The sequence below is a fragment of the Mycobacterium nebraskense genome (assembly GCF_002102255.1).
Lineage (GTDB): Bacteria > Actinomycetota > Actinomycetes > Mycobacteriales > Mycobacteriaceae > Mycobacterium > Mycobacterium nebraskense.
In genome coordinates this window covers 13,226-38,427 of sequence record NZ_LQPH01000057.1, presented here as the reverse complement: position 1 = coordinate 38,427, position 25,202 = coordinate 13,226, and the positions used below count along the sequence as shown (strand labels likewise).

Genomic DNA, 25,202 nt, shown 5'->3' with positions numbered 1-25,202 from the left:
GACAACCTAACAAACGCTAGTTTTCACGCGTCAAACAGATTCCTTCTGGAAGCACGGGCGGCGACGGCGACACGTTCAACGGGCGTTCTAAACCGCGGCGACGGTAAGAGTCCGGCCAGAAAAATGTGCGCCAACTAAGCAGCTCACGGGGTTAAATGCCACGCTTGACGGCCAACAACCTACCCGCCGGTAAATTGCCACCATTTTCCGAATCGTGACTCAAAGATTCCTTAATGGTGGCCCATACGCTCAGTGTCATGTGGATCGACGACACAAGTGCCGACGTCATCAAGGTTGACTTCGAAGCCCTCTACCACGGCGACGTGCTGGTGGAAGGCGAGACCTCCGAGCAGTTCGAAGAACTGCAAGCGGCGAGCTGAGCTGCGACCATGAGCATGCTCGCACGGCTGTTGATGGCCGAACCCGCCGTCAGTCGATGGTTCCGTCGATAAGTTCTTTCTTCGTACGAAAGCCCCCCGCTGATCGCGGGGGGCTTTCGTGTTTGAGGACCTCAGCGAGGCGCCATGCGGATGGCGCCGTCCAGCCGGATGACCTCGCCGTTGAGCATCGGGTTTTCGATGATGTGCACCGCGAGCGCCCCGTACTCGTCGGGGTCACCCAGCCGGGCCGGGTGCGGGACCTGCTTGCCCAGCGACTTCTGCGCCTCCTCGGGCAGCGAACCCAGCAGCGGGGTCTTGAACAATCCCGGCGCGATGGTCATCACGCGGATGAGCTCGCGCGACAGGTCGCGCGCGATCGGCAGCGTCATGCCGACCACGCCGCCCTTGGAGGCCGAGTAGGCGGCCTGGCCGATCTGGCCCTCGAACGCGGCGACCGAGGCGGTGTTGATGATCACGCCACGCTCTTGTTTGTCTGGGGGGCCGACCGGTTCGGTCTTGGCGATGCGCTCGGCGGCCAGCCGCAGCACGTTGAACGTGCCGATCAGGTTGACACCCACCACCTTCTTGAACGCGTCCAACGGGAACGGGCCGTCCTTGGACAGCGTCTTGATGGCGTTACCGATGCCCGCGCAGTTGACGTTGATGCGCAGCGGGCCCATCGACTCGGCGGTGTCCAGCGCCTTGCCGACGGCGGCCTCGTCGGTGACGTCGGCCTGCACGAAACGGGCGCGCTCGCCGAGCTCCTGGACCGCCTCTTCGCCCCGCAGGTCGATCACCACCACCTGCGCCCCGGCGTCCAGCAGCCGCTTGGTGGTCGCCAGGCCCAGGCCGGAGGCACCCCCGGTGACCACGGCGACGGCGTCTTTGATCTTCATGCGAGTCCTTCCTTGCGAGTCCAGCCAACCAGTTGGTTGGCGACTATACCCAGTCGTTGAGAACGGCCTCGACGTCGGCCAGTGGCGCGGCCGGCGGGCGAGGCACGTCGGGCGTGGTGCGGGAAAAACGCGGGGCCGGCAACGGCTGCAGACCACCGTCGACTTCGTAGAAGGTGTTCCGCTCGGTGATGTGCGGCTCGGTGTGCACCTCGCCGAATGCAAGCACCGGCGTCACACAGGCGTCCGAATCGGCGAACACCTTCGCCCAGTGGTCGCGGTCGTGACTGGCGAACGCCGCCGTCAGCGCCCCGCGCAGTTCGGGCCAGCGGGTGACGTCGTTCTGCGGCGGAAGGTTGGCGGCGTCCAGGCCCAGCCCGGCCAGCAAGGCCGCGTAGAACTGCGGTTCGATGGCGCCGACGGCGACGTAGCGTCCGTCGGCACACTCGTAGGTGTCGTAGTAGGGGGCGCCGCCGTCGAGCATGTTGGTGCCGCGCACGTCCGACCACATGCCCAGACCTCGCATCGCCCACATCATCTGGATCAGCACGCTCGAGCCGTCGACCATAGCGGCGTCGATGACCTGACCCTTGCCGGAGTTCTGCCGCTCCCACAGCGCGGACAGGATTCCGACGAGCAAGAACATCGAGCCGCCGCCGAAGTCGCCGACCAGGTTCAGCGGCGGCACCGGCCGCTCGTTTGCCCGGCCGATGGAGTGCAGGATCCCGTTGAGCGAGATGTAGTTGATGTCGTGGCCCGCCTGCTGACTGCGCGGGCCGGACTGTCCCCAGCCGGTCATCCGCGCGTAGATCAACCGCTCGTTGACCTCGGCGCACTGCTCGGGGCCGAGGCCAAGCCGCTCGGTGACTCCGGGACGGAAGCCCTCGATCAACACGTCGGCTTTGGCCACGAGCCTCAGCACGACGGCACGCCCCTCGTCGGACTTGAGGTCGACGGTCACCACGCGCCGGTTGCGCAGCATGGCATCCTTCGCGATACCGCCCGGACCGGTTGAAGGCCGATCGATGCGCGCCACATCGGCTCCCAGATCCCCCAGAATCATCGCCGCATGCGGGCCCGGCCCGATGCCGGCCAACTCGACGACCCGAAGTCCCTTCAGCGGTCCAGCCACGATCTACCGACCTTTCGTCTGCTCTGACGCCCGTTGTTGTTGTTGGCATCTTCGCAGCCGCCCGCGACGCCCGCGCAGCCCGGTCACCTAGGGTGAGCCCATGCCGCAATCCGTGATCGACACCCTGACTCCCGTCGCAGGCCTTTCCGTCACGCTGTCCGACGGCGTGCTGTCGGTGACCATCGACCGCCCCGACAGCCTCAATTCGCTGACCGTGCCGGTGATTACCGGGATCGCCGACGCGATGGAACGCGCGGCCACCGACCCGGAGGTGAAGGTGGTGCGCCTGGGCGGTGCGGGCCGCGGCTTCTGTTCCGGGGCGGGCATCAGCGCCGACGACGTGTCCGAAACCGGCGTCTCGCCGGATGAAATCGTCTTGGAGATCAACCGGCTGATCCGGGCGATCGCCGCGGCGCCGCACCCGGTGGTCGCCGTGGTTCAGGGACCGGCGGCCGGCGTCGGCGTTTCGCTGGCACTGGCTTGCGACGTCGTATTGGCTTCGGAAAGCGCTTTTTTCATGCTCGCCTTCACCAAGATCGGGTTGATGCCCGACGGCGGTGCGTCCGCGTTGATCGCCGCCGCCGTCGGCCGCATCCGGGCGATGCAGATGGCGCTGCTGCCCGAACGCCTGCCCGCCGCCGAGGCGCTGTCCTGGGGCCTGGTCAGCGCGGTCTACCCGGCCGACGAATTCGAGGCCGAGGTGGACAAGGTGATCGCGAGGTTGTTGGCGGGCCCCGCCGTGGCGTTCGGCAAGACGAAGCTCGCCATCAACGCGGCCACCCTCACCCAGTTGGATCCGGCCTTGCAGCGTGAATACCAGGGACAGGCCGTCCTGCTGCGATCACACGACTTCGTCGAGGGCGCAACCGCTTTCCAGCAGCGCCGCGCGCCCGACTTCACCGACCGGTGACGCTATGGCGCTTACGGGTGGGCCCAGCCGGTAATCCTCCCCTCGTCGGGTCCGAATAATGGAGGACGACGAACGGAGAATCGATGGCTGGACAGGTTCGCTGTCTCGTGACCGGGGCGACCGGCTACATCGGCGCCCGGCTGGCGCCTCGACTGCTGGACGAAGGTCACCAGGTCCGCGCCTTGGCGCGCGATCCGGCCAAGTTGGCGGACGTCCCGTGGCGGCAACAGGCGGAGGTCGTGCGCGGCGATCTGGGTGACATCGATTCGCTGGTCGCGGCGTTCGACGGGATCGACGTCGTCTACTACCTGGTCCATTCGATGGGCACGGCGAAGGATTTCGCCGACGAGGAGACGCGCGCGGTCCGCAACGTCGTGACCGCAGCCCGCCGCACCGGGGTGCGGCGCATCGTGTATCTGAGTGGGCTGCACCCCGAGGGCCGCAAGCTCTCACCACACCTGGAGTCGCGGACGGCCGTCGGCGATGCGCTCATCGCCTCGGGCATCGAAACCATAGTGCTGCAGGCGGGCGTCGTCGTCGGTTCGGGATCGGCGTCTTTCGAGATGATCCGGCACCTCACCGATCGGTTGCCGGTGATGACCACCCCGAAGTGGGTGCACAACAAGATCCAGCCGATCGCCGTGCGCGACGTGCTGTACTACCTGGTCGCGGCGGCCACGGCGGCGGTGCCGTCATCGCGCACCTGGGACATCGGCGGACCCGACGTGTTGGAGTACGGCGACATGATGCGCGTCTACGCCGACGTTGCGGGCCTGGGCAAGCGCTATCTGATCGTGCTGCCGTTCTTGACGCCGACGATCGCCAGCCTCTGGGTCGGAACGGTGACGCCGATCCCGCCCGGTTTGGCGCGCCCGCTGATCGAATCGCTGGAGTGCGACGCGGTGATGCGCAACAACGACGTCGACAGTGTCATCGAACCCCCGCCGAACGGCCTGACCGGATACCGCCGGGCTGTCGAGTTGGCGCTCGCCCGCGCGGCGCGTGGCGTCCCGGAACCCTCGTGGTCGTCGTTACGGTCCGAACCGGCCGAGGCGCTGCCCACGGATCCGGACTGGGCGGGCGAGATCGTCTACACCGATGTGCGCGACGCCGCGACCACCGCCGAACCGGCGGACGTCTGGAAGGCCGCGGAGGCCGCGGTGAACTCGCGGGCGGGCGACTGGAAGGTCGAGGAGCGTGCCGCGGGAAACCTGTTGCGGCTGCGCTCCACCAAGCGAGCGCCGGGACGGGAGTGGCTCGAGATTGCGGTCACGCAGCAAGACGGTCGCGGCACTCGCTATGTCCAGCGGTCGATCTTTCTGCCGACGGGCATTCCGGGGCGGGTCTACTGGTTCTTCGTCCGACCGTTCCACACCGCCGCAATGCGTGCGCTGGCCCGTGAGGTCGTCGGTTCGGCCCGATAGCCGGCGTCAGACGCCGAACATCGGGGGCAGCGCCAGAACCATGATCAGTCCCCATACCAAGTGGGTGAGCACCGGCGCCAGGACACCACCGGTGGCCCGGCGCTCGAACGCGCACACCGTCCCCAGGATGAGCGCGGCGAAGCCGAGCATGGGGTTGCCGCTGGCCAGCGTCGCGCACGTGTAGAGGATGGTCGAGATCACGACGGGGTGATAGCGGCCCAGGGCGGTGTAGAGCGCGCCGCGAAAGAACACTTCCTCGGCGACGCCGTTGACGAGCGTGATCGCCACGATCACCGGATACCACCCGTGATGGGCGTACAGCAGCACCCGGGTTATCAACTCCGCCACGGGTGTGATCTCCCGGGCGATCAGCCCGCCGATCACGAAAACCCCGCCGAGCAGCAGGCCGATCGTCGTCCCGGTGACGACCGGCCGTTGATTGCGGCCGCGCCAGCAGATGCCGCCCAGATGCAGCGGGCCGGAGACGAACCCGCCGACGAGCCACACCCCCGCCAGCGCCAGGGTCAGCCAGTAAAAGCTCGAGTCCCCCGGATGGCGCCGTAACGAAAACGCGAGCACCCCGGCGCCGACCACCACCGTGATGGCGACGATGACCCTCCGGCGTCGGGCGACGGCGGGCGACTCATGGTGGGGCACAGCGACTTTGGTGAGCGTGCGCCACCATTCGGACAGCGTGCCGGTGCTGGACGGGGCGGTTGACTGGCTCATGCGGGACGCACCTTCGGGGTCAGGGCGATCAGGACGTCAAGGCCGGTTCGAAGCGCTCCGGCGAGCGGACCGGGGACCATGCTCACCAGCCCCAGTGCCGGCCGCACGACCGATGGAGTGAGCCGCCCCGCGACGTGGCGGATGCGCCGCGCATCACCGCCGGCCCACGCGGGATCGGTGTTGGCCAGGTGATGGGGGTCGGCCAGGGCGTTGACCGGGGACGAACGATGCGGCTGATCGGCCAAGGCTAGGGCAATGGCGTCGTCGACGCCGAGCAACCCACCGGGCGGGTCGGGCACTCGTTCGCGTAGGTCGCTCTCTGACGCCACCATCGGATGGTCCAGCGATTCGACTAGATCCCCGGCCAGCCCCGGAGGCACCGGCAGTGCGACGCCGGTGATCAGCGACGCCAGCCCGGTGTCGACCCTGCCGACGGGCAACCCGGCGTGCCACCTACCGGAGATGCGCGCATACGTCTTGAGCAGCCCCCGGTAGGACGTGGTATCCGGGCCGGAGATGTCGTACGCACCCGCCGGTACCGGGTCGGAGTCGGCCGCGGCGACGAGGTAATGCAGGACGTCGCGGATGGAGATCGGGTCGATCGGATTGTCCATCCAGCTCGGTATGGGCATGAGCGGAAAACGGTCTCCGACGTAGCGCATCATCTCGAACGAGGTCGAGCCTGCGCCGATGATCATCGCCGCGCCCAGCCACACCAGCTCCGGGCCGTCCGGGACCGTCAGGGCCTCGGCCACCTCGGCCCGGCTGGTCAGATGTTCGGACAAAACCTCGTCGGCGGGCACGAATCCGCCCAGGTAGACGATGCGTCGCACACCGGCGTCCCTGGCCGCGGCGGCCAGGTTGGCGGCCGCGCCCTTGTCGGCGTCGCGGAAGCCGGGCTGGCCGATGGCGTGCACCAGGTAATACACCACGTCAATGGGGCCGGAGCTGGCGAAGGCTGCCCGGATCGACGCGGGATCGGCGGCGTCGAGGGTCACCGGCGTGACGTCGTCGAACCAGCCGAACCGCCTGAGGCGCTCCGCGTTTCGGGTGGCGGCCATGACCTGGTGCCGGTCCGCCAGCAGCGCCGTGACCAGCCGTGATCCGACATAGCCGGTGGCGCCGGTGACCAGAATCCGCATACTGTCCAACCTAGCGGGCGGGCGCAGGGCGTGTCCGCGTACGTAACGCCACGGCGACTTCCAGCCCGGATTTCCGCCGTATCGTTACGCTCGCGGCGGGTGAACCGGCGCGGCGGCAGCACCGTGACCCGGACAAGGAGTCCTCGTCAAGAGATAGGGGGAGACATGTATTACCTGCTGGTCCTGGCGGTCGGCATCGAACGCGTCATCGAGCTGGTGGTGTCCAAGCGAAACGCGCAGTGGTCGTTTGCCCAGGGCGCCAAGGAGTTTGGTCGACCGCATTACCCGGTGATGGTGGTGCTCCACACCGCACTGCTGGTCGGCTGCATCCTCGAGCCGTGGGCGCTGCACCGGCCGTTCATCGGATGGCTGGGCTGGCCGATGCTGGCGTTGGTGGCGCTCAGCCAGGGCCTGCGCTGGTGGTGCATCGCCACGCTGGGCCGGCGGTGGAACACCCGGGTGATCGTGCTGCCGGAAGCTCCGCTGGTGCGGGAGGGTCCCTACCGTTGGCTGCACCATCCCAACTATGTTGCAGTGGTGGCTGAGGGGGTGGCGCTGCCGTTGGTGCACACGGCGTGGCTGACCGCGGCCATTTTCACGCTCGCCAACGCGGCGTTGCTGAGGGTGCGACTGCAGGTCGAGAACTCCGCACTGGGCTACACGTGAGCGACTACGACACCGACCTGTTGATCGTCGGCGGGGGCCCGGGCGGCCTGGCCACGGCGTTACACGCTCGTCGGCAAGGACTTTCGGTGATCGTCGCCGACCCGCGAGAGGGCCCTATCGACAAGGCATGCGGCGAGGGCCTGATGCCCGGCGGCCTGGCCGAGCTGACGTCCCTCGGGGTCGATCCGGCCGGCATGCCCTTTCACGGAATCGCCTACGTGAGCGAACACCGCCGGGCGCAGGCGCGGTTTCGCACCGGACCGGGCCGGGGTGTGCGACGCACCACGCTGCACGCGGCGCTGGCCGCACGCGCCAAAGAGCAAGACGCCGAATGGCTTCGGGCACGGGTCACCACCGTGCAACAGGACGCTCACGGAGTGACGGCCGCCGGTGTACGCGCGAGATGGGTGGTGGCCGCCGACGGACTGCACTCTCAGGTCCGGCGAGCCGTCGGAATCACGGCGACGGCGGGAACACCGCGGCGCTACGGCGTGCGCTGGCATTTCCGGGTGCCGGCGTGGTCGGAATTCGTCGAGGTGCACTGGTCGCGCTGGGGCGAGGCGTTCGTGACCCCGGTGGAGCCGGACCTGGTCGGCGTGGCGATCCTGTCGCGGGGCCGGCCCGACCTGGCCTGGTTTCCCCAGCTGGCCCGGCAGTTGGGAGCCGCCGGCCGGGGCGAGGCACGCGGGTGCGGGCCGTTGCGGCAGGTGGTCTCCCGCCGGGTTGCGGGGCGGGTGCTGCTGGTGGGTGACGCGGCGGGGTATGAGGACGCGCTGACCGGCGAGGGCATCAGCCTGGCGGTCAAGCAAGCGGCCGCGGCGGTCGCTGCCATCGTCGACGAGGCGCCGTCGTCGTATGAGCCTGCGTGGCAACGGATTACCCGCAACTACCGACTACTCACCCGCGCACTGGTGCTGGCCAGTGCCCCACCGGTGACGCGCCGCGCGATCGTGCCGGCATGCACGCTGCTGCCCGCCGCGTTCCAGCGCGGGATGAACGTCCTGGCGACCTAGTCCTGATAGTGGCGACCCGCTTTGCCCTGTCCCCCCAACGGGAGGTGCCCCCAACACGCACTCGCGATCGCGACTAGCGCGCCTTCCAGACCGGCTCGCGCTTCTCGGCGAACGCCAGCGGCCCCTCCCTGGCATCTTCCGACCGGATCAGGTCGCGCATCGCGTCCATGGTGCGCGCCCAACCCGCTTCTTCATCGGTGACGACGCCCTCGTCGACCCCGTAGGCGATGCGCTTGCTGGCCTGCACCGACAGCGGCGCGTTGACGGTCACCCGCGCGGCCAGGGCCAGCGCGGCTTCCAGCACCGCGCCCTCCTTGACGACCTGGTTGATCAGGCCCCATTCGAAGGCGTCGGAGGCGGTGATCGGCTCGCCGGTCAGCAGCAGCTCCATCCCCACCTTGCGCGGAAGCTGCTGCACGATCCGGAAGACGCCGCCGGCGGCCGCGATGAGACCGCGTTTGACCTCCGGCAGGCCGAACTTGGCCCGCTCGTCGGCCACCACCAGGTCACTGGCCAGCGCCAGCTCGGTGCCGCCGCCCAGCGCGGTGCCGTTGACCGCCGCGATGGTGGGCTTGTCGATGAAGTGGTGCACGTAACCGGCGAAGCCCCACTCGGGATGGTCGGGGTGGTAGAGGTTCTCCCGGCGCGAGATCGCCTTGAGGTCGGCGCCGGCGCAGAACGACTTGTCGCCGGCACCGGTGATCACCACGGCCCGCACCTCGGGGTCGTGTTGCGCCTCGTCGAGCGCGTCCCCGACGCCGATGCTGACGGCGCCGTTGACGGCGTTACGGGCCGCGGGCCGGTTGATGGTGATCACCATGACCTCGCCGTGGCGTTCGACCAGCACCGCCGGCTGGTCGGTGACGGCGTCCGTCACAAGAGCTCCACAATGGTGGCGTTGGCCTGGCCACCACCTTCGCACATCGTCTGCAGGCCGTAGCGAATCCCCTTGTCCCGCATGTGGTACAGCAGCGTGGTCATCAACCGCGCACCGGAACCGCCCAGCGGGTGGCCCAGCGCGATGGCACCGCCGTTGGGGTTGAGCTTCTTCTCGTCGGCGCCGATGTCTTTCAGCCACGCCAAGGGAACGGGGGCGAAAGCCTCGTTGACCTCATAGGCCCCGATGTCGCCGATGGAAAGGCCGGACTTCTTCAGCACCTTCTGGGTGGCCGGGATGGGCGCGGTCAGCATGATCACCGGGTCGGCCCCGGCCAGCGTCGCGGTGTGCACCTTCGCGATCGGCTTGAGGCCGAGTTCCTTTGCCTTCTCGGCGGACATGAACAGCAGGGCGGCCGAACCGTCGGAGATCTGCGAGGAGTTGCCGGCGTGGATCACACCGTCTTCCTTGAACGCCGGCTTCAGCGACGCCATCTTCTCCATCGGGGTGCCGCGGCGGATGCCTTCATCTTTGAGCACCACGTTGCCGTCCTGATCCTTGATGCCAACGATCTGGTCGTCATACGCACCGGAATCCTGTGCGGCCGCGGCCTTTTCGTGCGAACCCAGGGAGAACTCGTCGAGAGCGGTGCGGTCCAGGCCCCACTGCTCGGCGATCGTCTCGGCGCCAAGGCCCTGGTTGGGGATCTGCCCTTCGTAGCGGTCCAGGAAGGTCTTCGGGTAGGGCCGCCCGCCGTTGGCCAGCGACGAGCCCATCGGGGTGCGCGACATCGACTCCACGCCGCCGGCCACCACGACGTCGTAGTGCCCGGCCACCACGCCGGCGGCCGCGAAGTGGATGGACTGCTGGCTCGAGCCGCACTGGCGGTCGACCGTCACGCCCGGGACGGTCTCCGGCCAGCCGGCGGCCAGCAGCGCGGTGCGGCCGATGTCCAGGGCCTGCTCACCGGCCTGCATCACGCAGCCCCAGATGACGTCGTCGACGATCCCGGGGTCGACGCCCGCCCTCTCCACCAACCCGTTGAGGACCTGCGCCGACAGGTCCGCCGGGTGTACCCCGGACAACCCGCCGTTGCGCTTCCCGATCGGTGAGCGCACTGCCTCGACGATGACGGCTTCAGCCATGGTTGTGTCTCCTTTGACGCTAGAACCTCAGACATTGGTGAAAGTGAGCCTTGGGTCGATTGTCAACCAACGCGTTGGGAGGGCGCGGGGCGGGGTCGATTCTCGGCTCCGCACCGCGAGCCGCCGTTTTGCAGGAGCGGTGGGCTACTGCTTTCCGGGCAGCAGCCGGCGGCGGAGTAAGGGTAGCCCCGGCCCGTCGAGAAGGTGTAGGAGTGCGGGGCGGCCGCTGACGGCCATCATCAAGGCGGGCGCCGGTCCTCGGACTTCCATTCCCCTCCCCCACGCACGATCAATGTCGTTGGCATACAAGGAGATGCCCCGGAGTCGACCCAGCGGCACGAATCCGAACGGCCACGGCCCAGTCAAGAAATCCAGGGCCAACGCCGCCAGCCCCCGGTCGGGCTCGAACGGCAGACTGAGGGGAATCCGGATATCACCGCTATGGACCAGGATATCGGCGAGCGGGTCGAGCGGCCCGAAGAGCGGCGGACTCAGGGGATGGTCGGCGCACCCGCGTAGGGTCGCGGAGATGTCGGTCGCCGGCAGCCGGGCGCGACGCCGCGCAAGTTCGTCGATCGCGCGAGCCATACTGCCGCGGCGCAGAGCCATTCCCATGAAAACCCAGAAACTGTCGGCGAAGACGCTGACCAGGTGCGCGGCGACCGTCTTGATATCCCAGCCAGCGCACAGGCTTGGCGCCGCTAGTTGGGCGTCGTCAAGCCGGTCGATCAGGGTCGCGACCTGACGTCGCTCGTCTGCAACAGCGGCGAAGACTTGCTCGCGTTGGACGCGCACCAGGAGCACTCTAGCTCGGAACAGATATTTGGTTCAACAGAGGATAGGGGTTGCCGGGATGCCAAACCAGGAATTCGTTCTGCGCAAGCCGTGCCGTGGCGATAATGGTCGAGTGAAACGTCTCAACGGCATGGACGCGATGCTGCTGTACAGCGAGACGCCGAACCTGCACACGCACACGTTGAAGGTGGCGATCGTCGATGCCACCGATTATCCCGACGGCTTCGATTTCGAGCTCTTCCGCCACACCTTGCTCCGGCGACTGCACCGCCTGGATCCGTTGCGGTACAGGCTCGTCGACATCCCGTGGCGACTGCATCATCCGATGTGGCTGGAGAATTGCGATGTCGACCTCGACTACCACCTGCGGCGCATCCGGGTGCCCGGCCCCGGTGGGCGCCGGGAGCTTGACGGAGTCATCGGGGACATCGCCACTACCCCGCTGGACCGCGGCCGCCCGCTTTGGGAGTTTTATTTCGCCGAAGGCATGGCCGGTCACAGATTCGCGATCATCGGAAAGCTGCACCACGCCCTGGCCGACGGAGTGGCATCGGCCAACCTTCTGGCCCGGGTGATGGATCTGCCGGGCGCGGTGCAGGACGAACGTGACAACGAGACGACCTGCGTGCCGCCGTCTAAGGGCGAGCTGCTACGCACGGCGGGTCGCGACCATGCACAACAGTTGGCCGCGCTGCCCCGGGTGGTGACAGACGCGGTTTCCGGGGTGCGGCGGCTGCGCCAGCGCTCCCGCGAGCGCGGCACGCATCCTGACCTCGCCCGAATGCTGCACGCGCCGCCGACCTTCATCAACCACGTGGTGTCACCGGTGCGGACTTTTGCGACCGCGACGCTGTCGCTGGCGCAAGTGAAGGAGACCGGTAAAAGCCTGCAAATCACGGTCAACGACGTGGTGATGGCGAGCGCCGCGGGTGCGTTGCGGCAGTTGCTATTCCGCTACGACGGGTGCGCGGATCGACCCCTCGTCGCATCCGTTCCGGCCAGTACGGGCAGGTCGCCGCACCGGATAAGCGGCAACGAGCTCGGCGGAATGGCGGTGTCGCTGCCGACGCACATCAGCGACCCGTTGGAGCGGGTAAAGCTCACCGCTACCAGCACCGCGATCGCCAAAGAGAACAACGAGCTGTTCGGCCCCGAGCTCTATGGGAGGTTGATCACCTACCTGCCGCCCGTTGCGGCGCCTCCGGCCTTCAGATGGTTGGCCCGACGGAGTGCGCAGAACCGGTTGTTCAACCTTCCCGTGTCCAACGTCGCGGGACCGCGGGAGCCGGGCCAGTTCGCCGGCGCTCCGGTCAGCGAAATCTATTCGGCCGGCCCGCTGATCGCCGGCTGCGGCGTCAATATCACGGTGTGGAGCTACGTCGACCAGCTCAACATCTCGGTCATCGCCGACGACCGCACCCTCGGCGACACCCACGAGATGACCGACGCCATGGTTTGCGCATTCCGTGAAATACGCTCAGCGGCCGGCTTTTCCGACGCGCTCGGGTAGGGCGGTCGGCTCAGCCCAGGATGGGAAACCGCCGCTGGCCGGCCAGTCGGTCGAGGGCCGCCTGCATCCGCGACCGGACGTCCGCGTCGACGCCGGAAACGTCCGCGTCGCGTTTGATCTCGATCGGCCGCAGGACCTGGGTGACGATCTTCGTGGGCAAGGGGAGATTGAGCGGCACGATGACGCTGAGCCCGAACGGAAAACCCAGGGTTACCGGCAGGATGTCCGACCGGAACCGGGACAGGCCCAGCCGCCTCGCCAGCCACCCACCGCGCGTCAAGAAAAGCTGGCTTTCCTGCCCGCCAATGGACACGGCCGGCACGATCGGCGCGCCGGCGTCGATGGCGCACCTGACATATCCGGTGCGCCCGTTGAAGTCGATGACGTTTTCCGCCAGCGTCGGCCGGTAGGCATCGTAGAGACCGCCGGGGAAGACCAGTACGACGCCGCCCGACCGCAGCGCGTTGGTGGCGTTGTCCGTGCTGGCGTGAATCACGCCCACGCGGGCAAGCCAATCCGCCACCGGCGCCGGGAACAGCCCGTCGTGGCCGAGCGTGTACAGCGGGCGGTCGTAGCCGAACGCGCGGTAAAACGCTGCGGCGAAAATCAGCACATCCGGCGTCAGCATGCCGCCCGAATGGTTGGCCACCACCAGGACGCCGCCCGTTGCCGGCAACGACTCCAGTCCGCGCACCTCGTACCGAAACCAGCGCCGGGCAACGGGTTCGACCGCGCCGACCAACCGCTCGGTGAACTCGGGGTCCCAGCTGGTGATTTCGGTTGTGTTCACGTGACCGGTGTGAACCGGAGGTGCAACTCGGTGAGCCCGCGCATCTGCCAGGTCGGTTCATATGTATAGCGGCGCCCTTGTGCCGGCCCGTGCTTCGCCTCGACGATGCTGATGTCCGACATCCGGTCGAGCACCCGGTTGAGCGAAATCCGTCCTTCCGCCCGCGCCAGCGGCGCACCGGGGCAGGAATGGTTGCCTCGCCCAAAAGCCACGTGCTCGCGGACATTCGACCGATCTATACGAAACTCGTTGGGTTGGGCGAACTTACGTGCGTCTCGATTGCTCGCGCCGGGCAGCAACATCACCGTGCTGCCGGCCGGAATTGGGATGTCGCCGATTGACGTCGAGGTGCGGGCCATGCGGAAGTGACACTTGACCGGGCTTTCCATCCGCAGCGTCTCTTCGACGAAAGTGGGGATCTTGCTGCGGTCTTCGCGGAGCAGCGCTTGGAGCTCAGGGTTTTCGGCGATCATCCGGACGCCGAAGCTGAGCAACTTCGTCGTGGTCTCCTGACCGGCGGCGAAAAGGAAAGTGGCGAGCCGGACGACGTCGATGACCTCGGGAGTCGAACCGTCGGGATACTTCGCCTGAGCGAGCTCGGTCAGCACATCCTCCCGCGGCTCGCGTCGGCGTTCGGTGATATGGGCGGTGAACTTTTCGTCGAGGTATTCCAACGGGTTGTGCGCGCGCGTCATCGAGTCGTCCTCGATTCCGCCTGAGACCTTGCCGGAGAAGGCGATGCGGAACTCCTCGTGATCTTCGGGCGGAACTCCCAGTAGGTCGGCGATCACCAATCCCGAGAACGGTCGTGCATAGTCATCGAGGAACTCACACGTTCCGCGGGACACGAATTCGTCGAGCTGCTCATCCGCGAGCCGCCACATGAATTCTTCATTTTCCTTGAGCCGCTTAGGCGTCAGCAGCCGGCTGAGCAGGCCACGTGTACGGGTATGGTCCGGAGGATCTTGCGTGACGATGTGTTCGCTCATCGGAATCTGCGCGCGATGCTGTTCGATCAGCGCACCGATGTCGTCACCCTCGGGCTCGAATGGCAGCCCGGAGAACGGGCCCGCGACAGACACACACGACGAGAACGCCGGGTCCTTATAGACGGCGAGCGCTTCGGAGTGCCCCGTTATCGCCACCACGCCCGCCCCGGGTTGCGGCAGCACGGGGCAGCGCTGCCTCAGGTGATCGAAGTAGGGGTATGGGTCCGGGACCAGGGCCGGGTCAGTGAAGAAATCGACCGACTCGAAATCGCTCAACGGAACTCCTCGACATCCAAAGCAATCGCCCACAGCGCTGGCCACCCCGGGCGTAACTAACTCAGATCCCAATGTACGAGCTGAACAAATATTAGGTCAAGGCGAATGCGCCTGGCGTGGCAACCGAAAGCGTTCCCCTACGGTCGACACCAGTTCTTCGGCGGTGCGTGTCGCGTCGGTCATGTGCGGTTCATATTTCCGGGGGCGTCGGCGTCGTAGGGTGCCCCGACGTGAGCACTCCTTCACCCGGCCCCGGTTGGTGGCTGGCATCGGACGGCAAGTGGTATCCCCAGCAATGGGAGAGCACCTTCGTCTCGTATACGAACGAGTCCCTGCAAGCGGTGCTGGACGAGGCGAACCACCTAACGCAGGCCTACGGGCAACAGGGCTGGGAGATCGTCGGGTCTTCGGTGCAACGCACCCAGGTCGCCCACCGCTTCAAGGACTATGACAAAGGCGGCGACCACTACTTCGAGTGGAGCATCGTCTGTACCTTGAAACGGCCTGTCGCGTCCGGCTGACCCGCCCGCGCCGAGATTGCCGCCATGGTCACGATTGAGCCAAAACCACAGCCATGACGGCAATCTCGTCGAAGTGGTAAACCCCTAAACGGCGGGATACGCGACCGATTTGATCTCGGTGTACTGGTCGAACCCGGCGACACCGTTCTGGCGTCCCACCCCGCTGTACTTGTATCCGCCGAACGGGGTGTCGGCGCCGTACGGCGCGCCGCCGTTGACGCCCATGAAGCCGGCCCGGATCCGGCGGGCCACCGCCAGCGAACGCTCCAGCGAGCCCGACATCACGTTGCCCGCCAGTCCGTACTTGCTGTCGTTGGCGATCCGGATCGCGTCCTCCTCGTCGTCGAACGGGATGACGGCCAGCACCGGGCCGAAGATTTCCTCCTGGGCGATCGTCATCGAGTTGTCGACGTCGGTGAAAAGCGTTGGCCTGACATAGAATCCCTTGTCGAAGCCGGTGGGCGCGTCCGGTCCGCCGACCAGCGCGGTAGCGCCCTCTTCGACGCCCTTCCGGATGTAGCCCATCACGCGGTCGCGCTGTACCTCCGAGATCACCGGACCGCAAAGCGTTCCCGGGTCTTGCGGGTCACCGCACGTCACGTTTTCGTAGATGCCCTTGAGGATCTCCACGCCCTCGTCGTAGCGGGACCGCGGCAACAGCATCCGGGTGGGATTCGCGCAGCCCTGCCCGGCGTGCATGCACGGCGCGATGCCGATCGCGCAAGCCATCCCGAAGTCGGCGTCCTCGAGAACGATGGTGGCCGACTTGCCGCCGAGTTCCAGGAACAGCCGCTTCATGGTGGCCGCGCCCTTTTCCATGATGCGCTGCCCCACCACCGTCGACCCGGTGAACGAGATCAGGTCGACCTTGGGCGAGAGCGTGAGCTCTTCGCCCACAAAGTGATCCGACGCGGTGACGACGTTCACGACGCCCGCCGGAATGTCGGTCTTCTCGGCGATCAACCGGCCCAGGCGGGTCGCGTTGAACGGGGTGTTCGGCGCCGGCTTGAGCACCACGGTGTTGCCGGTGCCCAGCGCCTGGCCGAGCTTGTTGAGGGTGACCTCGAACGGGAAGTTCCACGGCACGATCGCGCCGACCACACCCACCGGCTCGCGCCAGACTTTGCGGGTGGTCAGCGTGCCGGTCAGGCTGATCACCTTGTCGCCGAGGTCGGTTTCCCAGGCGTACTCGTCGATCAGCCTGGCCGGGTACCTCAACCCATCTTCCAGTGGGGCGTCCAGCTGGGGTCCGTAGGTGATGGCCCGCGGGGAGCCGACCTCGAGGATGAGCTCCTCGCGCAGCTCTTCCTTCTCCGATTCGATCGCCTCGTGCAGCTGCAACAGGCAGCGCTTACGCAGCTCCCGGTTGGTCGACCAGTCGCTCTCGTCGAAGGCACGCCGGGCGGCGTCGATGGCCCGGTGCATGTCCTCCTTGGACGCGTCGGCGACCTCGCCGAGCGGCTCCTCGGTCGCCGGGTTGATGTTCGTGAAGGTGCCGGCTCGCCCGTCGACGAGCTTGCCGTCGATCATCATCTTCGGCTCGAAGCGGACCTTTACAGCCTCAGTCATATCTGTCACTCTCTTCTAACTCGTGGCGGGGCGTCCCGCAGGGCGCTGATTACCCTACGGAGAGCCTTACCGGAAACTAGCCGATTGGCAAGCTGCAACCTTCGCGGGGCTGGCTATTGCGGGTCGAACAGCACCGGCACCGAGGTCGGCGAACGGAAGACCTGCCCGCGGATGTGCGGGTCGTCGGCGTCGGGGTCCAGCCGCAAGTTGGGCAGCCGGTCGAGCAAAAGGTTGATGGCGGTGCGCATTTCCAGCCGCGCCAGGTGCATGCCGAGGCAGACGTGCACGCCGTGTCCCCAGCCAAGATTTGCCTTGGCTTGCCGGAAGATGTCGAACGTGTCGGGGTCCGGGTAGCGATCTTCCTGCCGGTTGGCGGAGCCCAGCATCGGCATCACCGTCGAGCCGGCCGGTATCGGCACCCCGCCGAGTTCGGTGTCGCGGGTGGCCACCCGGGTGATGGTCAGCAGCGGTGGTTCCCACCGCACACCCTCCTCGATGGCCTGCGGCAGCAGCGACCGGTCCGCGCGGATGGCATCCAATTGCGCGGGGTTGGACAGCAGGGCGAGCAGCAGGCTGCCCAGCGACCGGTACGTCGTCTCCACCCCGGCGGGCAGCAGTAGGCGCAGGAACGAGTAGATCTCCTCGTCGGCGAGCTTCTCCCCGTCGATCTCCGCCTCCGCCAGCGCGCTGATCAGATCATCCTTGGGTTCGGCGCGGCGCGCCTGCAGGATCGGCGCGAAGTAATCACACAGCGCGGCCGACGCGGCAAGACCGCGTTCGGGATTCAGGATCCAGCTCAGCAACGAGATGGACCACCGTTGGAACTGGGGATAGTCCTCCTCAGGCAAGCCAAGCAGGCCCGCGATGATCTGACTCGGATAGTCGAAGGTGAATTCCTTGACCAGGTCGGCCTTACCGTTCGCCGCGAACTTGTCGATCAGGCTGTTGCCCACCCGGCCGACCAGCTCGTCCTCCCAGCGCGCCAAAGCTTTCTGGGAGAACGCCTTTGACACCAGCGACCGCAGCCTGCCGTGCACCGGTTCGTCCATGCCCAGCATGACCCGCTCCCCCAGCACCGGGCCGAACGCTGCGATGACGGCCGCCGACGAAAACGTCTCGTTGTCACGCAGCATCTGCTGGACTTCCTCGTGACGGTAGACGATGAAGACCGGCTTGGATTCCTCATGCGGCATCCCGGAGACGTCCAGGCGCTGAATGGGCTCCTCGCGGCGCAGCCGCGCCAGTTCCGTGTACGGGTCGCGCACGTCGCCGGAGACCGCATCGTCGAACGCGCCGAAGTCTTCCAGGTCGTCGAATAGTTGTTCCATTGTTTTCCCCTCAGTCCCCTTCATTACCTCTTGGCGCCTTGCGACGCTTCGCCGCCAGCGAAGCCAGGCGTTGCAGCACCGGCTGCGGAAGAACGCGTGTGGCGAACACCATCGCCTTTTGACCCGTCGTCAACGGCCATGCCCCGCCCCGCATCGCCCCCTGCTTGGGTATGCCCAACGCGATCCGAGACAGATGATGCATCCCTATCGACGGAAGAATTCGACTGGACGCCAACAGCATCGACGCGTCCAGCCCGACACCTCGGCGCCGAAATGAGCCGGTGTCCTGCAGCGCCTTGACCAATCCGTCGGTGAACCTTTCGGGAGGACGAGCGAAGCGAATCGCGAACCGCCCCCGGGTGTTCATGGTGTTGTGTATCCGGGCATAGGGACCATCGAAAATGCGATCATCGGTGGTACCGGCATCGGTGATGATCTCGGTGTCGTACATTCCGGTCACCAAAACGGTGACGCCAAGACCGAACGGCGCGATCTCGCCGGCCATGGACTCACCCCACCGCTCCAACGCACCCTTGGCCGCCGAGTACGGCGCGGTACCCGGCTGACCGCGCACGCCGTTTGCACTGGAGACCAGCACGATGCGCCCCTCACCCGCCGCCCGCATCGACGGCAACAACGCTTTGGTGAGTTCGACCGGGCCGATGACACTGGTGGCGAACATGTTCTGCCACAGCGCCATATCGGTCTCCTCCACCATTCCGGCGGCGGAGATCCCGGCGTTGTGCACCAGCGCGAACGGCGCGCCGACTGCTTCCTCGATCGCCTTGGCCGCGGACGAGATCGACGCTGGGTCCAGGAGGTCGAGTTGGACGCCGATCAGCCTGCCATCGTTTTCGACCGCCCCAGTCGCCTCGCGTAGCAGCGGCATCCCGCGATCGGGTGTGCGCATGGCCGCGACCACGCGCCACCCTTCGCCATAGAGGCGCACAGCCGAGGCGAATCCCAGTCCGCGGGACGCGCCGGTGATGACGACTGCGCGCGGCTCAGCCATTCTTGCTCGCGGTCGCGCATGCGCCTTCACCCGGCGGCGGCGGGTCGACGTGGGGCCGCCCGTTGGGCTCCCCGCTCGCCCAGGTCGACCAGATGCCGACCGAGTACGGACCCTGCGCGCCGGCCTTCTCGTAAAACCCCTGCGGGTCATAGACTTTGGCTTCCGGATAGGGCCACGGGCAGGCGACCGAGGTAGCCGCGTGACTGACCTTGATGGCCCAGAACCACGCCCCGTAGGCGAAGTAGGACACGTTGATGATCGCGAACATCACCAGGAACGTGCCGAGCACCGGACGCGCCGGGAAGATCTTGGCCTTCGCGGCCAGCTTCTCCGCCACCGATTTACCCGTGTCGTCGCGGTAGCAGAGTATCGCCGCGGGGACCATCACGAAGGTCACCGAGAACGACTCCCAGATCAGCGGGAACTGGAACGTCGTGCCGGTGAACACCGAGCCCCACGGAATCACCTGGGAGTAGATGTACATGCCCATGTGGACGAGCTGGATCTCCAGCCACGCATCGAACACGAAGCCGATCGCACAAGCCAGCAGGCCCAGGCTGACCAGCGGGTGCCGCGACACGAACGCGGTCGGCCCGTACTTGGCCTGCAGCTTGCGCAGGATCCAGACCGCCGGGAAATAAGGCCCGAAATAAAACATCACATAACCGAATACGACGAACGGCTCGACGGTCGGCGACAGCGACACCAGCGGCCAGGACTCCGGCCAGTGGATGAGGTCAGGGTTGTAGACCGCGAACGGGGCCCAGTTCATGATCGGGTCCTGCCACACGATCAGCGTGGTGCACAGGAACATCAGCATCACCGGGCTGCCCGGGTTGCGGCGCCAGCCCCTGATGAACACCACCAGCAAGACGAGCAGCATGATGACGGTGGAAATGTGCAGGAACGTGATGTAGTCCAAGCCAAAGATGAACTTGACCGGGCGCGGACGGCCTTGCACATTCGGGTTGGCGACGCGCGGGTCGAGGGCCACGCGGCAGTTCGCGATGAAGAAGAGCGCGAACGCGGCGAGGGCAGCGCCGGCGATCCAGCCGCCCCAGCCGCGCTTTTCGCCTGCGTGCGGTCTTGCCGGTTTTTCCTGCGCCGCAGGCGGTGTGGATTGGTCAGTGCTCATGTCTTCCTCAGCCTCACTCTCCGAAGCGATCGACCAGATGCGAGTTGGTGCCGTCGGCATCGAGCGTCCGTGCCACCAGATAGCCGGCGCCCATCCAGGCCCGCCGCGTCCACTTGCCGAAGGAAACCCGGGTGCCGGGTGCCCCCGAGGCGGCGGGCATCATCTTCACCCGCTCCAATGCCTCTTTGACCCCGCGCGGGCTGAGTGGGTGTGCGTCGGTGAATGCGCGGACAAGCGTCGCGGCGACATCGTGGTTGACCACCGGCACGCAATACTCGGGGCGCCTGCCGTCATACTTCTGCGCGTACCGGTCGAGGAACTCCTGGCCGAGCCGATTCTCCTCGTCGTACTGGTCGACCCCGACCCAGCCCATGAACGCATTCCACATGATCGGGTTCACCCAAGCGTTTTGGAATGCCGTGGTGGTGAATCGCGGTGGGTCCCAGTTGACGGCTTCCAAGGCGGGGTTGATGAAGACAATGCCGAAGCCGAAGCCCAGGTGCACGATCGCCTCGGCCTTGGCTTCGTGCAGCGTGCGGACGGCGTCATTTATGTCTTGCGCGGTCTGCGCGATGACCGCTTCCGCGACGATGCGAATGCCCTTGCGGCGGCAGGCGCTTCGTAGGTTCTTCAGGTAGCTCTCGCCGATCAGGTTCTGCTCCACGAGGACTCCGACTTCGGAGAGTCCGCGTTTGGCGACGAGGTCGGCGATGAAGATCGGCTCGTCGGTCATCGAGCCCTGCGGGAAGGAGAACGTCCATTCGCCCAACCAGTCGTCGGTGCCGGTGACGCTGATCGCCGGTACCTTGAACCGCTCTTCGATCGCCTCGCGAGTCGGCACGCAGTTGTCGGTGATGTGCGGCCCGAACACCACCAGGCAGCCCTCGTCCACCAGCTCACCGAACGCGTCGATCACGGCCTTGACCGATCCCTTCGGCAGCCCCTCCACTTCGCGGTACACCATCTGGACGGGCCGGTCCATCGACCCGATTTCGGCGGCCTCCTCGAATATCAGGTCGAAGCACCGCGTGAAGTCGGCCTTCATCTCCTCGGGGAACCCCGGCGGCAGCGTGAAGTCCATCAGGTAGCCGACCTTGATCGGCTCAGCACTGCTTTCGTAGGACATCTGACCTCCCGAGTGACAAACTCACGCGCGCCGATACATGACAAACCTAATATTTGTTCAGACCCTAGCGGCGGCCGTATACAGCGTCAATCATTCGCCCGCCCCGCCCAGGTAAATTTCGATCATCTCGCACAGGCCCCTGCCCACCGCCACGTCGTCGGTGAGCGGTCCCGCGATCGCGGCCCGAGCCGCCTCGCGCATGGTCAGCCCTTCTGTGACAAGCCTGCCCGCCGCGATCAGCAAACGGGTCGACGCGACCTCACGCAGCCCGCCGGTTTCCAGCCGGCGGATCGCTTGCCCGAAACGCACCAACTCCGCGGCGGTGGCACCGTCAACGCCGGCCTCGTGTGCGACGATCCCCTCTTCGACATCGGCTGCGGGGAAATCGAATTCGATGGCGACCATCCGCTGCCGGGTGGAATCCTTGAGGTCCTTCAGTACGCTTTGGTAACCGGGGTTGTAGGACACCACAAGGCCGAATCCGGGCGCCGCATCCAGCGTGACACCGAGACGCTCGATCGGCAGCTGCCGCCGGTAATCCGCGAGCGGATGCAGCACCACGGTGGTGTCCTGCCGCGCTTCCACCACTTCGTCGAGGTAGCAGATCGCCCCTTCGCGCACCGCCCGCGTCAGCGGGCCGTCCACCCACACGGTCTCGTCGCCCTGCAGCAGATACCGGCCGACGAGATCCGCGGTGGTGAGGTCGTCATGGCAGGCGACGGTGATCAGCGGCCGGCCGAGATCGTGGGCCATCGCCTCGACGAACCGGGTCTTGCCGCAACCCGTCGGCCCCTTCAGGACGAGTGCCAGACCCTGGCGGTACGCCGCCTTGAAAACGGCTTCCTCGCCGCCGATCGCCTTGTAGTAGGGACGCGCCCCCTCGACCCCGGAGATCGCGCCGTTCCGGTACGCAAGCCCGGACTCGTTGGTCATAGCTTCCCTTCTGCTACCCACGGTGAAAGGAGCCTATCCCGGAACAGATGTTTGTTTCAAGTTCCCTGACGAGCGCGTTTAGGCTCGGGACGTGCACATCAGCTGCTCCCTTCATGACACCCTGCGGCGCACCTCGGCCGAGCGCAGCGCGGACCGGAACAGCGGCCCGATCACGCCGGCGAGTTGATCCGGGCGCGCGATCGTGGCGTGCGCGGCGCTGCCGAATACCCGGCGCAGCGATTGCACGTCGGTCCCCGCGCCGATGGTCAGGCACACGCACCCGGTGCCGCGAAGTCGGGCCTCGGCCAAGGCGTGGCGCGCGTCGGCGGCGCCGTAGGCCCGCTCGTATCCGTGGTCGTATGCGAGTCCGTCGGACAGCACCACCAGCAGCCGCCGCGACGTGCCCCCGCGCGCCTCCAACACCGCCGAGCCGTGCCGGATGGCCGCGCCGAGGCGGGAGTAGGCACCTGGTTCAAGGCTGTTGAGCCGCTTCATGACTCGTGTGTCGAGATGATCGTCGAATCGCTTGACAGGCACCATGCTCACCGCCCCCCTGCCCTGCGAGTAATAGGCGTAGAGCGCGACCCGGTCACCCAGGTCGTGGAGCGCGACCGTGAGGTTGGCGACGGCCGTGCGCTGTTGCTCGTGCACCGTCCGGCCGACGGTGCCGGGCTCTGCCGCCGACCCCGACACATCGAGCAGCAGCAGCACCGACAAGTCTCGCCTGCGTCGCAGGCTGTCTAGGTACACCGCCTCGTCGGGCACCGACCCCGCGAGCACCTCGACGCGAGCCTCGACGGCCGCGTCGATGTCGATGTCGTCACCCTGCGGCTGCCGGCGGCGGCGGTGCAGGCCCATCCCTAGCCGGGACAGCGGGCGCCGCACGCTGATGGCGGCTTCGATCGCATGCGTCGCCGATGGCTTGATCTCCGGCTCGACCTCGCGCACGGTGCACCACGCAGGCCGGTACTTCTTGCGCGTGACGTCCCATTCCGGATACGTGAAGCCGTCCGTGGCCGCCAGCTGGTCTTCGCCGTCCTCGCTCGACGTGGCGGCCAGCGACGTAACCGCGTACAACCCACGCCTGGCGGAGTTCGTCCGATGCGTCGGGCTGTCCGCGCCGGGCGGTCCACCGCCGCTGCCGGTCTTGCGCGCCGAAGACAGCATCTTCTTCAACCACTTGCCGATGAAACCGCCGCCACCCACCGGGCTGGTGAACATGTCGGGATCGTCGGAATCGTCGATCTCGCCGTCATCGAGTTCGTCCAGTTCAGTCGCGCCCTCCTTATTTCGAAGGCTCCTCGGGACATGCCCGGTTTTTTCACCTTCCCGTTGTTCGGTCGCCCGGTCAGACGCGGCCAATACCTTCGCCGCACGGATGACGCCGAATTCCGGTGCCGGGTCGTCGACCGCCGCCCGCTCCTCGGCGATCCGCAGCGAAGCGGCGGGCGAATCGCTGCGCCGCGCGGTGTCGCGGTCGCCCAGGGATGCCAGAACACCCGGCAGCAGGTGGCCATTGGCGATCAGTGCGCGGTGGCCCTCCATCGCCAGATAGCGTTTGGCCAGCCGAGGGTGGCGGAGCAGGGGGCGCATGACGTCCGGATCCAGGCTGCCGGCCGCGATCATCGAGGCCTGCACGGCAACGGCTTCGAGCTGCCCGCGGGCGCCCGCCCCGGCATCGACGTGAATCGTCTGGCCGTCGGTCCACGACGGTTCGCCCGGTCGCAGCTCGGCCACCGCCACGGCCCGGCCCGCGAGTGCGGAGGCGAGCATGCCGAGGCCCGGCAACCAGCCACCACGAACGTCGGTGGACACGCTCATTCTCCGAACCGTTGAACTTCGTTGACCAAATATCTGTTCCACCGTAAAGTCCGGTGCCACCGCAGTCAATCGAGACGACGACGTACTTAGACAAGGAGCACATGGTGATTGATTTCACCGGCCAGGTCGCAGTGGTCACCGGCGCCGGCCGCGGACTCGGGCGGTTGTACGCGCTGGACCTGGCGCGTAGGGGCGCCGCGGTGGTGGTCAACGACGTCGGCGGCTCGATGCGCGGCGAGGGCAGGGACTCCGGGGTCGCCGATGACGTCGTCGACGAGATCAAGAAGGACGGCGGCACTGCCATCGCCTCCTACGATTCGGTCGACAATCCCGCGGGCGGGCAGGCGATCATCGACACGGCCGTGAGCGCGTTCGGGCGTCTGGACGCGGTCATCAGCAACGCGGGGATCTTCGGCAGTGTGCCCTTCGAAGACCTCTCGCATGACGACTGGACTCGAATGCTGCGCGTACATCTCGACGGCGGCTTCCATCTCGCTCAGCCCGCATATCGCGTGATGAAGAACAACGGGGGCGGCAGGTTCGTGTTCATCTCGTCCTCCGCCGGGATCTTCGGCCAGCCGATGGAGGCGCACTACGCCGCGGCGAAGGCCGGCCTGGTCGGATTGACGAACGTGATCGCGATCGAAGGCGAGGCGCACGGTATCATCGCCAATTCCGTTATGCCGACCGGCTTCTCGAGGATGGTCACCGAGACCGTCGGCGACGAGAAGTTCCTCGCCGAATCCGGCTTCATGCAAGCGATCAGGCCGGAGCTCGTCGTCCCGTTGGTGACCTTCCTCGCCAGCAGCGCCTGCACGTTCACCCACCGCAACTATTCGGCCGCCGCCGGCCGCTACGCGCGGGTGTTCGTCGGCCTCGGCGAGGGGTGGCTCGCGGACGCCGAGAGCCAACCGACGGCCGAAGACATCCAGGCGCATCTCGAGGAGATTTCGTCGACGGAGAAGTTCATCGTGCCCACCTCGATCGTGGACGAGGTACTGGAAGTGTGTGAGCGACGCGGCGTCAGCGCGATGCCGGGCAACGCGGATGTCGCCTTCCCCGAACCCCACAGCAACGGGAGTTGAT

Annotated in this window: 24 protein-coding genes; 8 read left to right on the top strand and 16 right to left on the bottom strand. The window is 66.8% G+C overall.

Annotation, left to right across the window (positions count from 1 at the left end):
* Positions 1 to 257 precede the first annotated feature (257 nt).
* Positions 258 to 380, top strand: a complete 123-nt coding sequence (locus tag AWC17_RS33790; RefSeq protein WP_085981634.1) for a hypothetical protein — start codon at positions 258 to 260, stop codon at positions 378 to 380.
* Between the two features lie 131 nt (positions 381 to 511).
* Here the strand turns inward: AWC17_RS33790 and AWC17_RS06155 are convergent, their stop codons facing one another.
* Entirely contained in the window at positions 512 to 1,276 is a 765-nt protein-coding gene (locus tag AWC17_RS06155; RefSeq protein ID WP_046182139.1) for a 3-hydroxyacyl-CoA dehydrogenase, read from the bottom strand.
* Between the two features lie 43 nt (positions 1,277 to 1,319).
* Positions 1,320 to 2,405, bottom strand: a complete 1,086-nt coding sequence (locus tag AWC17_RS06150) for a CaiB/BaiF CoA transferase family protein (protein WP_046182140.1) — start codon at positions 2,403 to 2,405, stop codon at positions 1,320 to 1,322.
* A gap of 100 nt (positions 2,406 to 2,505) precedes the next feature.
* On the opposite strand from AWC17_RS06150, the gene AWC17_RS06145 reads away from it, so the two are divergent.
* Together AWC17_RS06145 and AWC17_RS06140 are read left to right on the top strand one after the other, a co-directional pair.
* Positions 2,506 to 3,315 (top strand): enoyl-CoA hydratase, encoded by an 810-nt coding sequence (locus tag AWC17_RS06145; RefSeq protein WP_046182141.1) that lies wholly within the window; start codon positions 2,506 to 2,508, stop codon positions 3,313 to 3,315.
* Between the two features lie 83 nt (positions 3,316 to 3,398).
* Complete coding sequence (locus AWC17_RS06140) at positions 3,399 to 4,739, top strand: DUF2867 domain-containing protein (protein ID WP_046182142.1); 1,341 nt, start codon at positions 3,399 to 3,401, stop codon at positions 4,737 to 4,739.
* 6 nt (positions 4,740 to 4,745) lie between these two features.
* Here the strand turns inward: AWC17_RS06140 and AWC17_RS06135 are convergent, their stop codons facing one another.
* Both AWC17_RS06135 and AWC17_RS06130 read right to left on the bottom strand, forming a co-directional pair.
* Entirely contained in the window at positions 4,746 to 5,468 is a 723-nt protein-coding gene (locus AWC17_RS06135) for a CPBP family intramembrane glutamic endopeptidase (RefSeq protein ID WP_046182143.1), read from the bottom strand.
* Complete coding sequence (locus tag AWC17_RS06130; protein WP_046182144.1) at positions 5,465 to 6,610, bottom strand: NAD(P)H-binding protein; 1,146 nt, start codon at positions 6,608 to 6,610, stop codon at positions 5,465 to 5,467. Before AWC17_RS06130 ends, AWC17_RS06135 begins: the two co-directional genes overlap by 4 nt.
* 165 nt (positions 6,611 to 6,775) lie before the next feature.
* Here AWC17_RS06130 and AWC17_RS06125 point away from each other — a divergent pair, with 165 nt between their 5' ends.
* Both AWC17_RS06125 and AWC17_RS06120 read left to right on the top strand, forming a co-directional pair.
* The gene (locus AWC17_RS06125) at positions 6,776 to 7,276 is read left to right on the top strand and encodes an isoprenylcysteine carboxyl methyltransferase family protein (RefSeq protein WP_046182145.1); all 501 of its coding nucleotides are present in this window, start codon (positions 6,776 to 6,778) and stop codon (positions 7,274 to 7,276) included.
* Positions 7,273 to 8,289, top strand: a complete 1,017-nt coding sequence (locus tag AWC17_RS06120; RefSeq protein WP_046182146.1) for an NAD(P)/FAD-dependent oxidoreductase — start codon at positions 7,273 to 7,275, stop codon at positions 8,287 to 8,289. The genes AWC17_RS06125 and AWC17_RS06120 overlap by 4 nt, the downstream gene beginning before the upstream one ends.
* 73 nt (positions 8,290 to 8,362) lie before the next feature.
* On the opposite strand, the gene AWC17_RS06115 is transcribed toward AWC17_RS06120, so the two are convergent.
* From AWC17_RS06115 to AWC17_RS06105, 3 genes are all read right to left on the bottom strand, one after another.
* Positions 8,363 to 9,166 (bottom strand): crotonase/enoyl-CoA hydratase family protein, encoded by an 804-nt coding sequence (locus AWC17_RS06115; RefSeq protein ID WP_046182147.1) that lies wholly within the window; start codon positions 9,164 to 9,166, stop codon positions 8,363 to 8,365.
* The gene (locus tag AWC17_RS06110; protein ID WP_046182148.1) at positions 9,163 to 10,311 is read right to left on the bottom strand and encodes a thiolase family protein; all 1,149 of its coding nucleotides are present in this window, start codon (positions 10,309 to 10,311) and stop codon (positions 9,163 to 9,165) included. The genes AWC17_RS06115 and AWC17_RS06110 overlap by 4 nt, the downstream gene beginning before the upstream one ends.
* A 144-nt stretch (positions 10,312 to 10,455) precedes the next feature.
* Entirely contained in the window at positions 10,456 to 11,106 is a 651-nt protein-coding gene (locus AWC17_RS06105) for a maleylpyruvate isomerase family mycothiol-dependent enzyme (protein ID WP_046182170.1), read from the bottom strand.
* 112 nt (positions 11,107 to 11,218) lie between these two features.
* Here AWC17_RS06105 and AWC17_RS06100 point away from each other — a divergent pair, with 112 nt between their 5' ends.
* Complete coding sequence (locus AWC17_RS06100) at positions 11,219 to 12,616, top strand: WS/DGAT/MGAT family O-acyltransferase (protein WP_046182149.1); 1,398 nt, start codon at positions 11,219 to 11,221, stop codon at positions 12,614 to 12,616.
* A 10-nt stretch (positions 12,617 to 12,626) separates the two neighbouring features.
* Here the strand turns inward: AWC17_RS06100 and AWC17_RS06095 are convergent, their stop codons facing one another.
* Together AWC17_RS06095 and AWC17_RS06090 are read right to left on the bottom strand one after the other, a co-directional pair.
* Positions 12,627 to 13,406: a lysophospholipid acyltransferase family protein gene (locus AWC17_RS06095; RefSeq protein ID WP_046182150.1), complete on the bottom strand. Its 780-nt coding sequence runs from the start codon at positions 13,404 to 13,406 to the stop codon at positions 12,627 to 12,629.
* Positions 13,403 to 14,671: a cytochrome P450 gene (locus AWC17_RS06090; RefSeq protein ID WP_046182151.1), complete on the bottom strand. Its 1,269-nt coding sequence runs from the start codon at positions 14,669 to 14,671 to the stop codon at positions 13,403 to 13,405. Before AWC17_RS06090 ends, AWC17_RS06095 begins: the two co-directional genes overlap by 4 nt.
* Positions 14,672 to 14,901: 230 nt before the next feature.
* Here AWC17_RS06090 and AWC17_RS06085 point away from each other — a divergent pair, with 230 nt between their 5' ends.
* A complete protein-coding gene (locus AWC17_RS06085) occupies positions 14,902 to 15,192 on the top strand; it encodes a hypothetical protein (protein WP_046182152.1) in 291 nt (96 codons plus the stop codon).
* 84 nt (positions 15,193 to 15,276) lie between these two features.
* Here AWC17_RS06085 and AWC17_RS06080 read toward each other — a convergent pair whose 3' ends face one another.
* From AWC17_RS06080 to AWC17_RS06050, 7 genes are all read right to left on the bottom strand, one after another.
* Complete coding sequence (locus AWC17_RS06080) at positions 15,277 to 16,761, bottom strand: aldehyde dehydrogenase family protein (RefSeq protein WP_046182153.1); 1,485 nt, start codon at positions 16,759 to 16,761, stop codon at positions 15,277 to 15,279.
* 113 nt (positions 16,762 to 16,874) lie between these two features.
* Positions 16,875 to 18,089 carry a cytochrome P450 gene (locus AWC17_RS06075; protein ID WP_046182154.1) on the bottom strand — a complete coding sequence of 405 codons (1,215 nt, stop codon included), beginning with the start codon at positions 18,087 to 18,089 and terminating at the stop codon, positions 16,875 to 16,877.
* A 10-nt stretch (positions 18,090 to 18,099) separates the two neighbouring features.
* Complete coding sequence (locus tag AWC17_RS06070; RefSeq protein ID WP_046182155.1) at positions 18,100 to 19,101, bottom strand: SDR family oxidoreductase; 1,002 nt, start codon at positions 19,099 to 19,101, stop codon at positions 18,100 to 18,102.
* Positions 19,094 to 20,236 (bottom strand): spirocyclase AveC family protein, encoded by a 1,143-nt coding sequence (locus AWC17_RS06065; protein WP_046182156.1) that lies wholly within the window; start codon positions 20,234 to 20,236, stop codon positions 19,094 to 19,096. The genes AWC17_RS06070 and AWC17_RS06065 overlap by 8 nt, the downstream gene beginning before the upstream one ends.
* A gap of 13 nt (positions 20,237 to 20,249) precedes the next feature.
* Positions 20,250 to 21,362: an ABC transporter substrate-binding protein gene (locus tag AWC17_RS06060; protein WP_046182157.1), complete on the bottom strand. Its 1,113-nt coding sequence runs from the start codon at positions 21,360 to 21,362 to the stop codon at positions 20,250 to 20,252.
* Between the two features lie 90 nt (positions 21,363 to 21,452).
* The gene (locus AWC17_RS06055) at positions 21,453 to 22,295 is read right to left on the bottom strand and encodes a CbbQ/NirQ/NorQ/GpvN family protein (protein ID WP_046182158.1); all 843 of its coding nucleotides are present in this window, start codon (positions 22,293 to 22,295) and stop codon (positions 21,453 to 21,455) included.
* 111 nt (positions 22,296 to 22,406) lie between these two features.
* A complete protein-coding gene (locus AWC17_RS06050; RefSeq protein ID WP_372517420.1) occupies positions 22,407 to 24,110 on the bottom strand; it encodes a nitric oxide reductase activation protein NorD in 1,704 nt (567 codons plus the stop codon).
* A 110-nt stretch (positions 24,111 to 24,220) separates the two neighbouring features.
* Here AWC17_RS06050 and AWC17_RS06045 point away from each other — a divergent pair, with 110 nt between their 5' ends.
* Positions 24,221 to 25,201 (top strand): SDR family NAD(P)-dependent oxidoreductase, encoded by a 981-nt coding sequence (locus tag AWC17_RS06045; protein ID WP_046182171.1) that lies wholly within the window; start codon positions 24,221 to 24,223, stop codon positions 25,199 to 25,201.
* Position 25,202 lies beyond the last annotated feature (1 nt).

Bases quoted from the DNA above. Each gene is read 5' to 3' on its own strand.
- AWC17_RS06055 (WP_046182158.1), bottom strand. From the start codon at position 22,295: ATGACCAACGAGTCCGGGCTTGCGTACCGGAACGGCGCGATCTCCGGG.
- AWC17_RS06065 (WP_046182156.1), bottom strand. From the start codon at position 20,236: ATGAGCACTGACCAATCCACACCGCCTGCGGCGCAGGAAAAACCGGCA.
- AWC17_RS06135 (WP_046182143.1), bottom strand. From the start codon at position 5,468: ATGAGCCAGTCAACCGCCCCGTCCAGCACCGGCACGCTGTCCGAATGG.
- AWC17_RS06125 (WP_046182145.1), top strand. From the start codon at position 6,776: ATGTATTACCTGCTGGTCCTGGCGGTCGGCATCGAACGCGTCATCGAG.
- AWC17_RS06145 (WP_046182141.1), top strand. From the start codon at position 2,506: ATGCCGCAATCCGTGATCGACACCCTGACTCCCGTCGCAGGCCTTTCC.
- AWC17_RS06130 (WP_046182144.1), bottom strand. From the start codon at position 6,610: ATGCGGATTCTGGTCACCGGCGCCACCGGCTATGTCGGATCACGGCTG.
- AWC17_RS06140 (WP_046182142.1), top strand. From the start codon at position 3,399: ATGGCTGGACAGGTTCGCTGTCTCGTGACCGGGGCGACCGGCTACATC.
- AWC17_RS06075 (WP_046182154.1), bottom strand. From the start codon at position 18,089: ATGGAACAACTATTCGACGACCTGGAAGACTTCGGCGCGTTCGACGAT.
- AWC17_RS33790 (WP_085981634.1), top strand. From the start codon at position 258: ATGTGGATCGACGACACAAGTGCCGACGTCATCAAGGTTGACTTCGAA.
- AWC17_RS06110 (WP_046182148.1), bottom strand. From the start codon at position 10,311: ATGGCTGAAGCCGTCATCGTCGAGGCAGTGCGCTCACCGATCGGGAAG.
- AWC17_RS06060 (WP_046182157.1), bottom strand. From the start codon at position 21,362: ATGTCCTACGAAAGCAGTGCTGAGCCGATCAAGGTCGGCTACCTGATG.
- AWC17_RS06070 (WP_046182155.1), bottom strand. From the start codon at position 19,101: ATGGCTGAGCCGCGCGCAGTCGTCATCACCGGCGCGTCCCGCGGACTG.
- AWC17_RS06155 (WP_046182139.1), bottom strand. From the start codon at position 1,276: ATGAAGATCAAAGACGCCGTCGCCGTGGTCACCGGGGGTGCCTCCGGC.
- AWC17_RS06080 (WP_046182153.1), bottom strand. From the start codon at position 16,761: ATGACTGAGGCTGTAAAGGTCCGCTTCGAGCCGAAGATGATGATCGAC.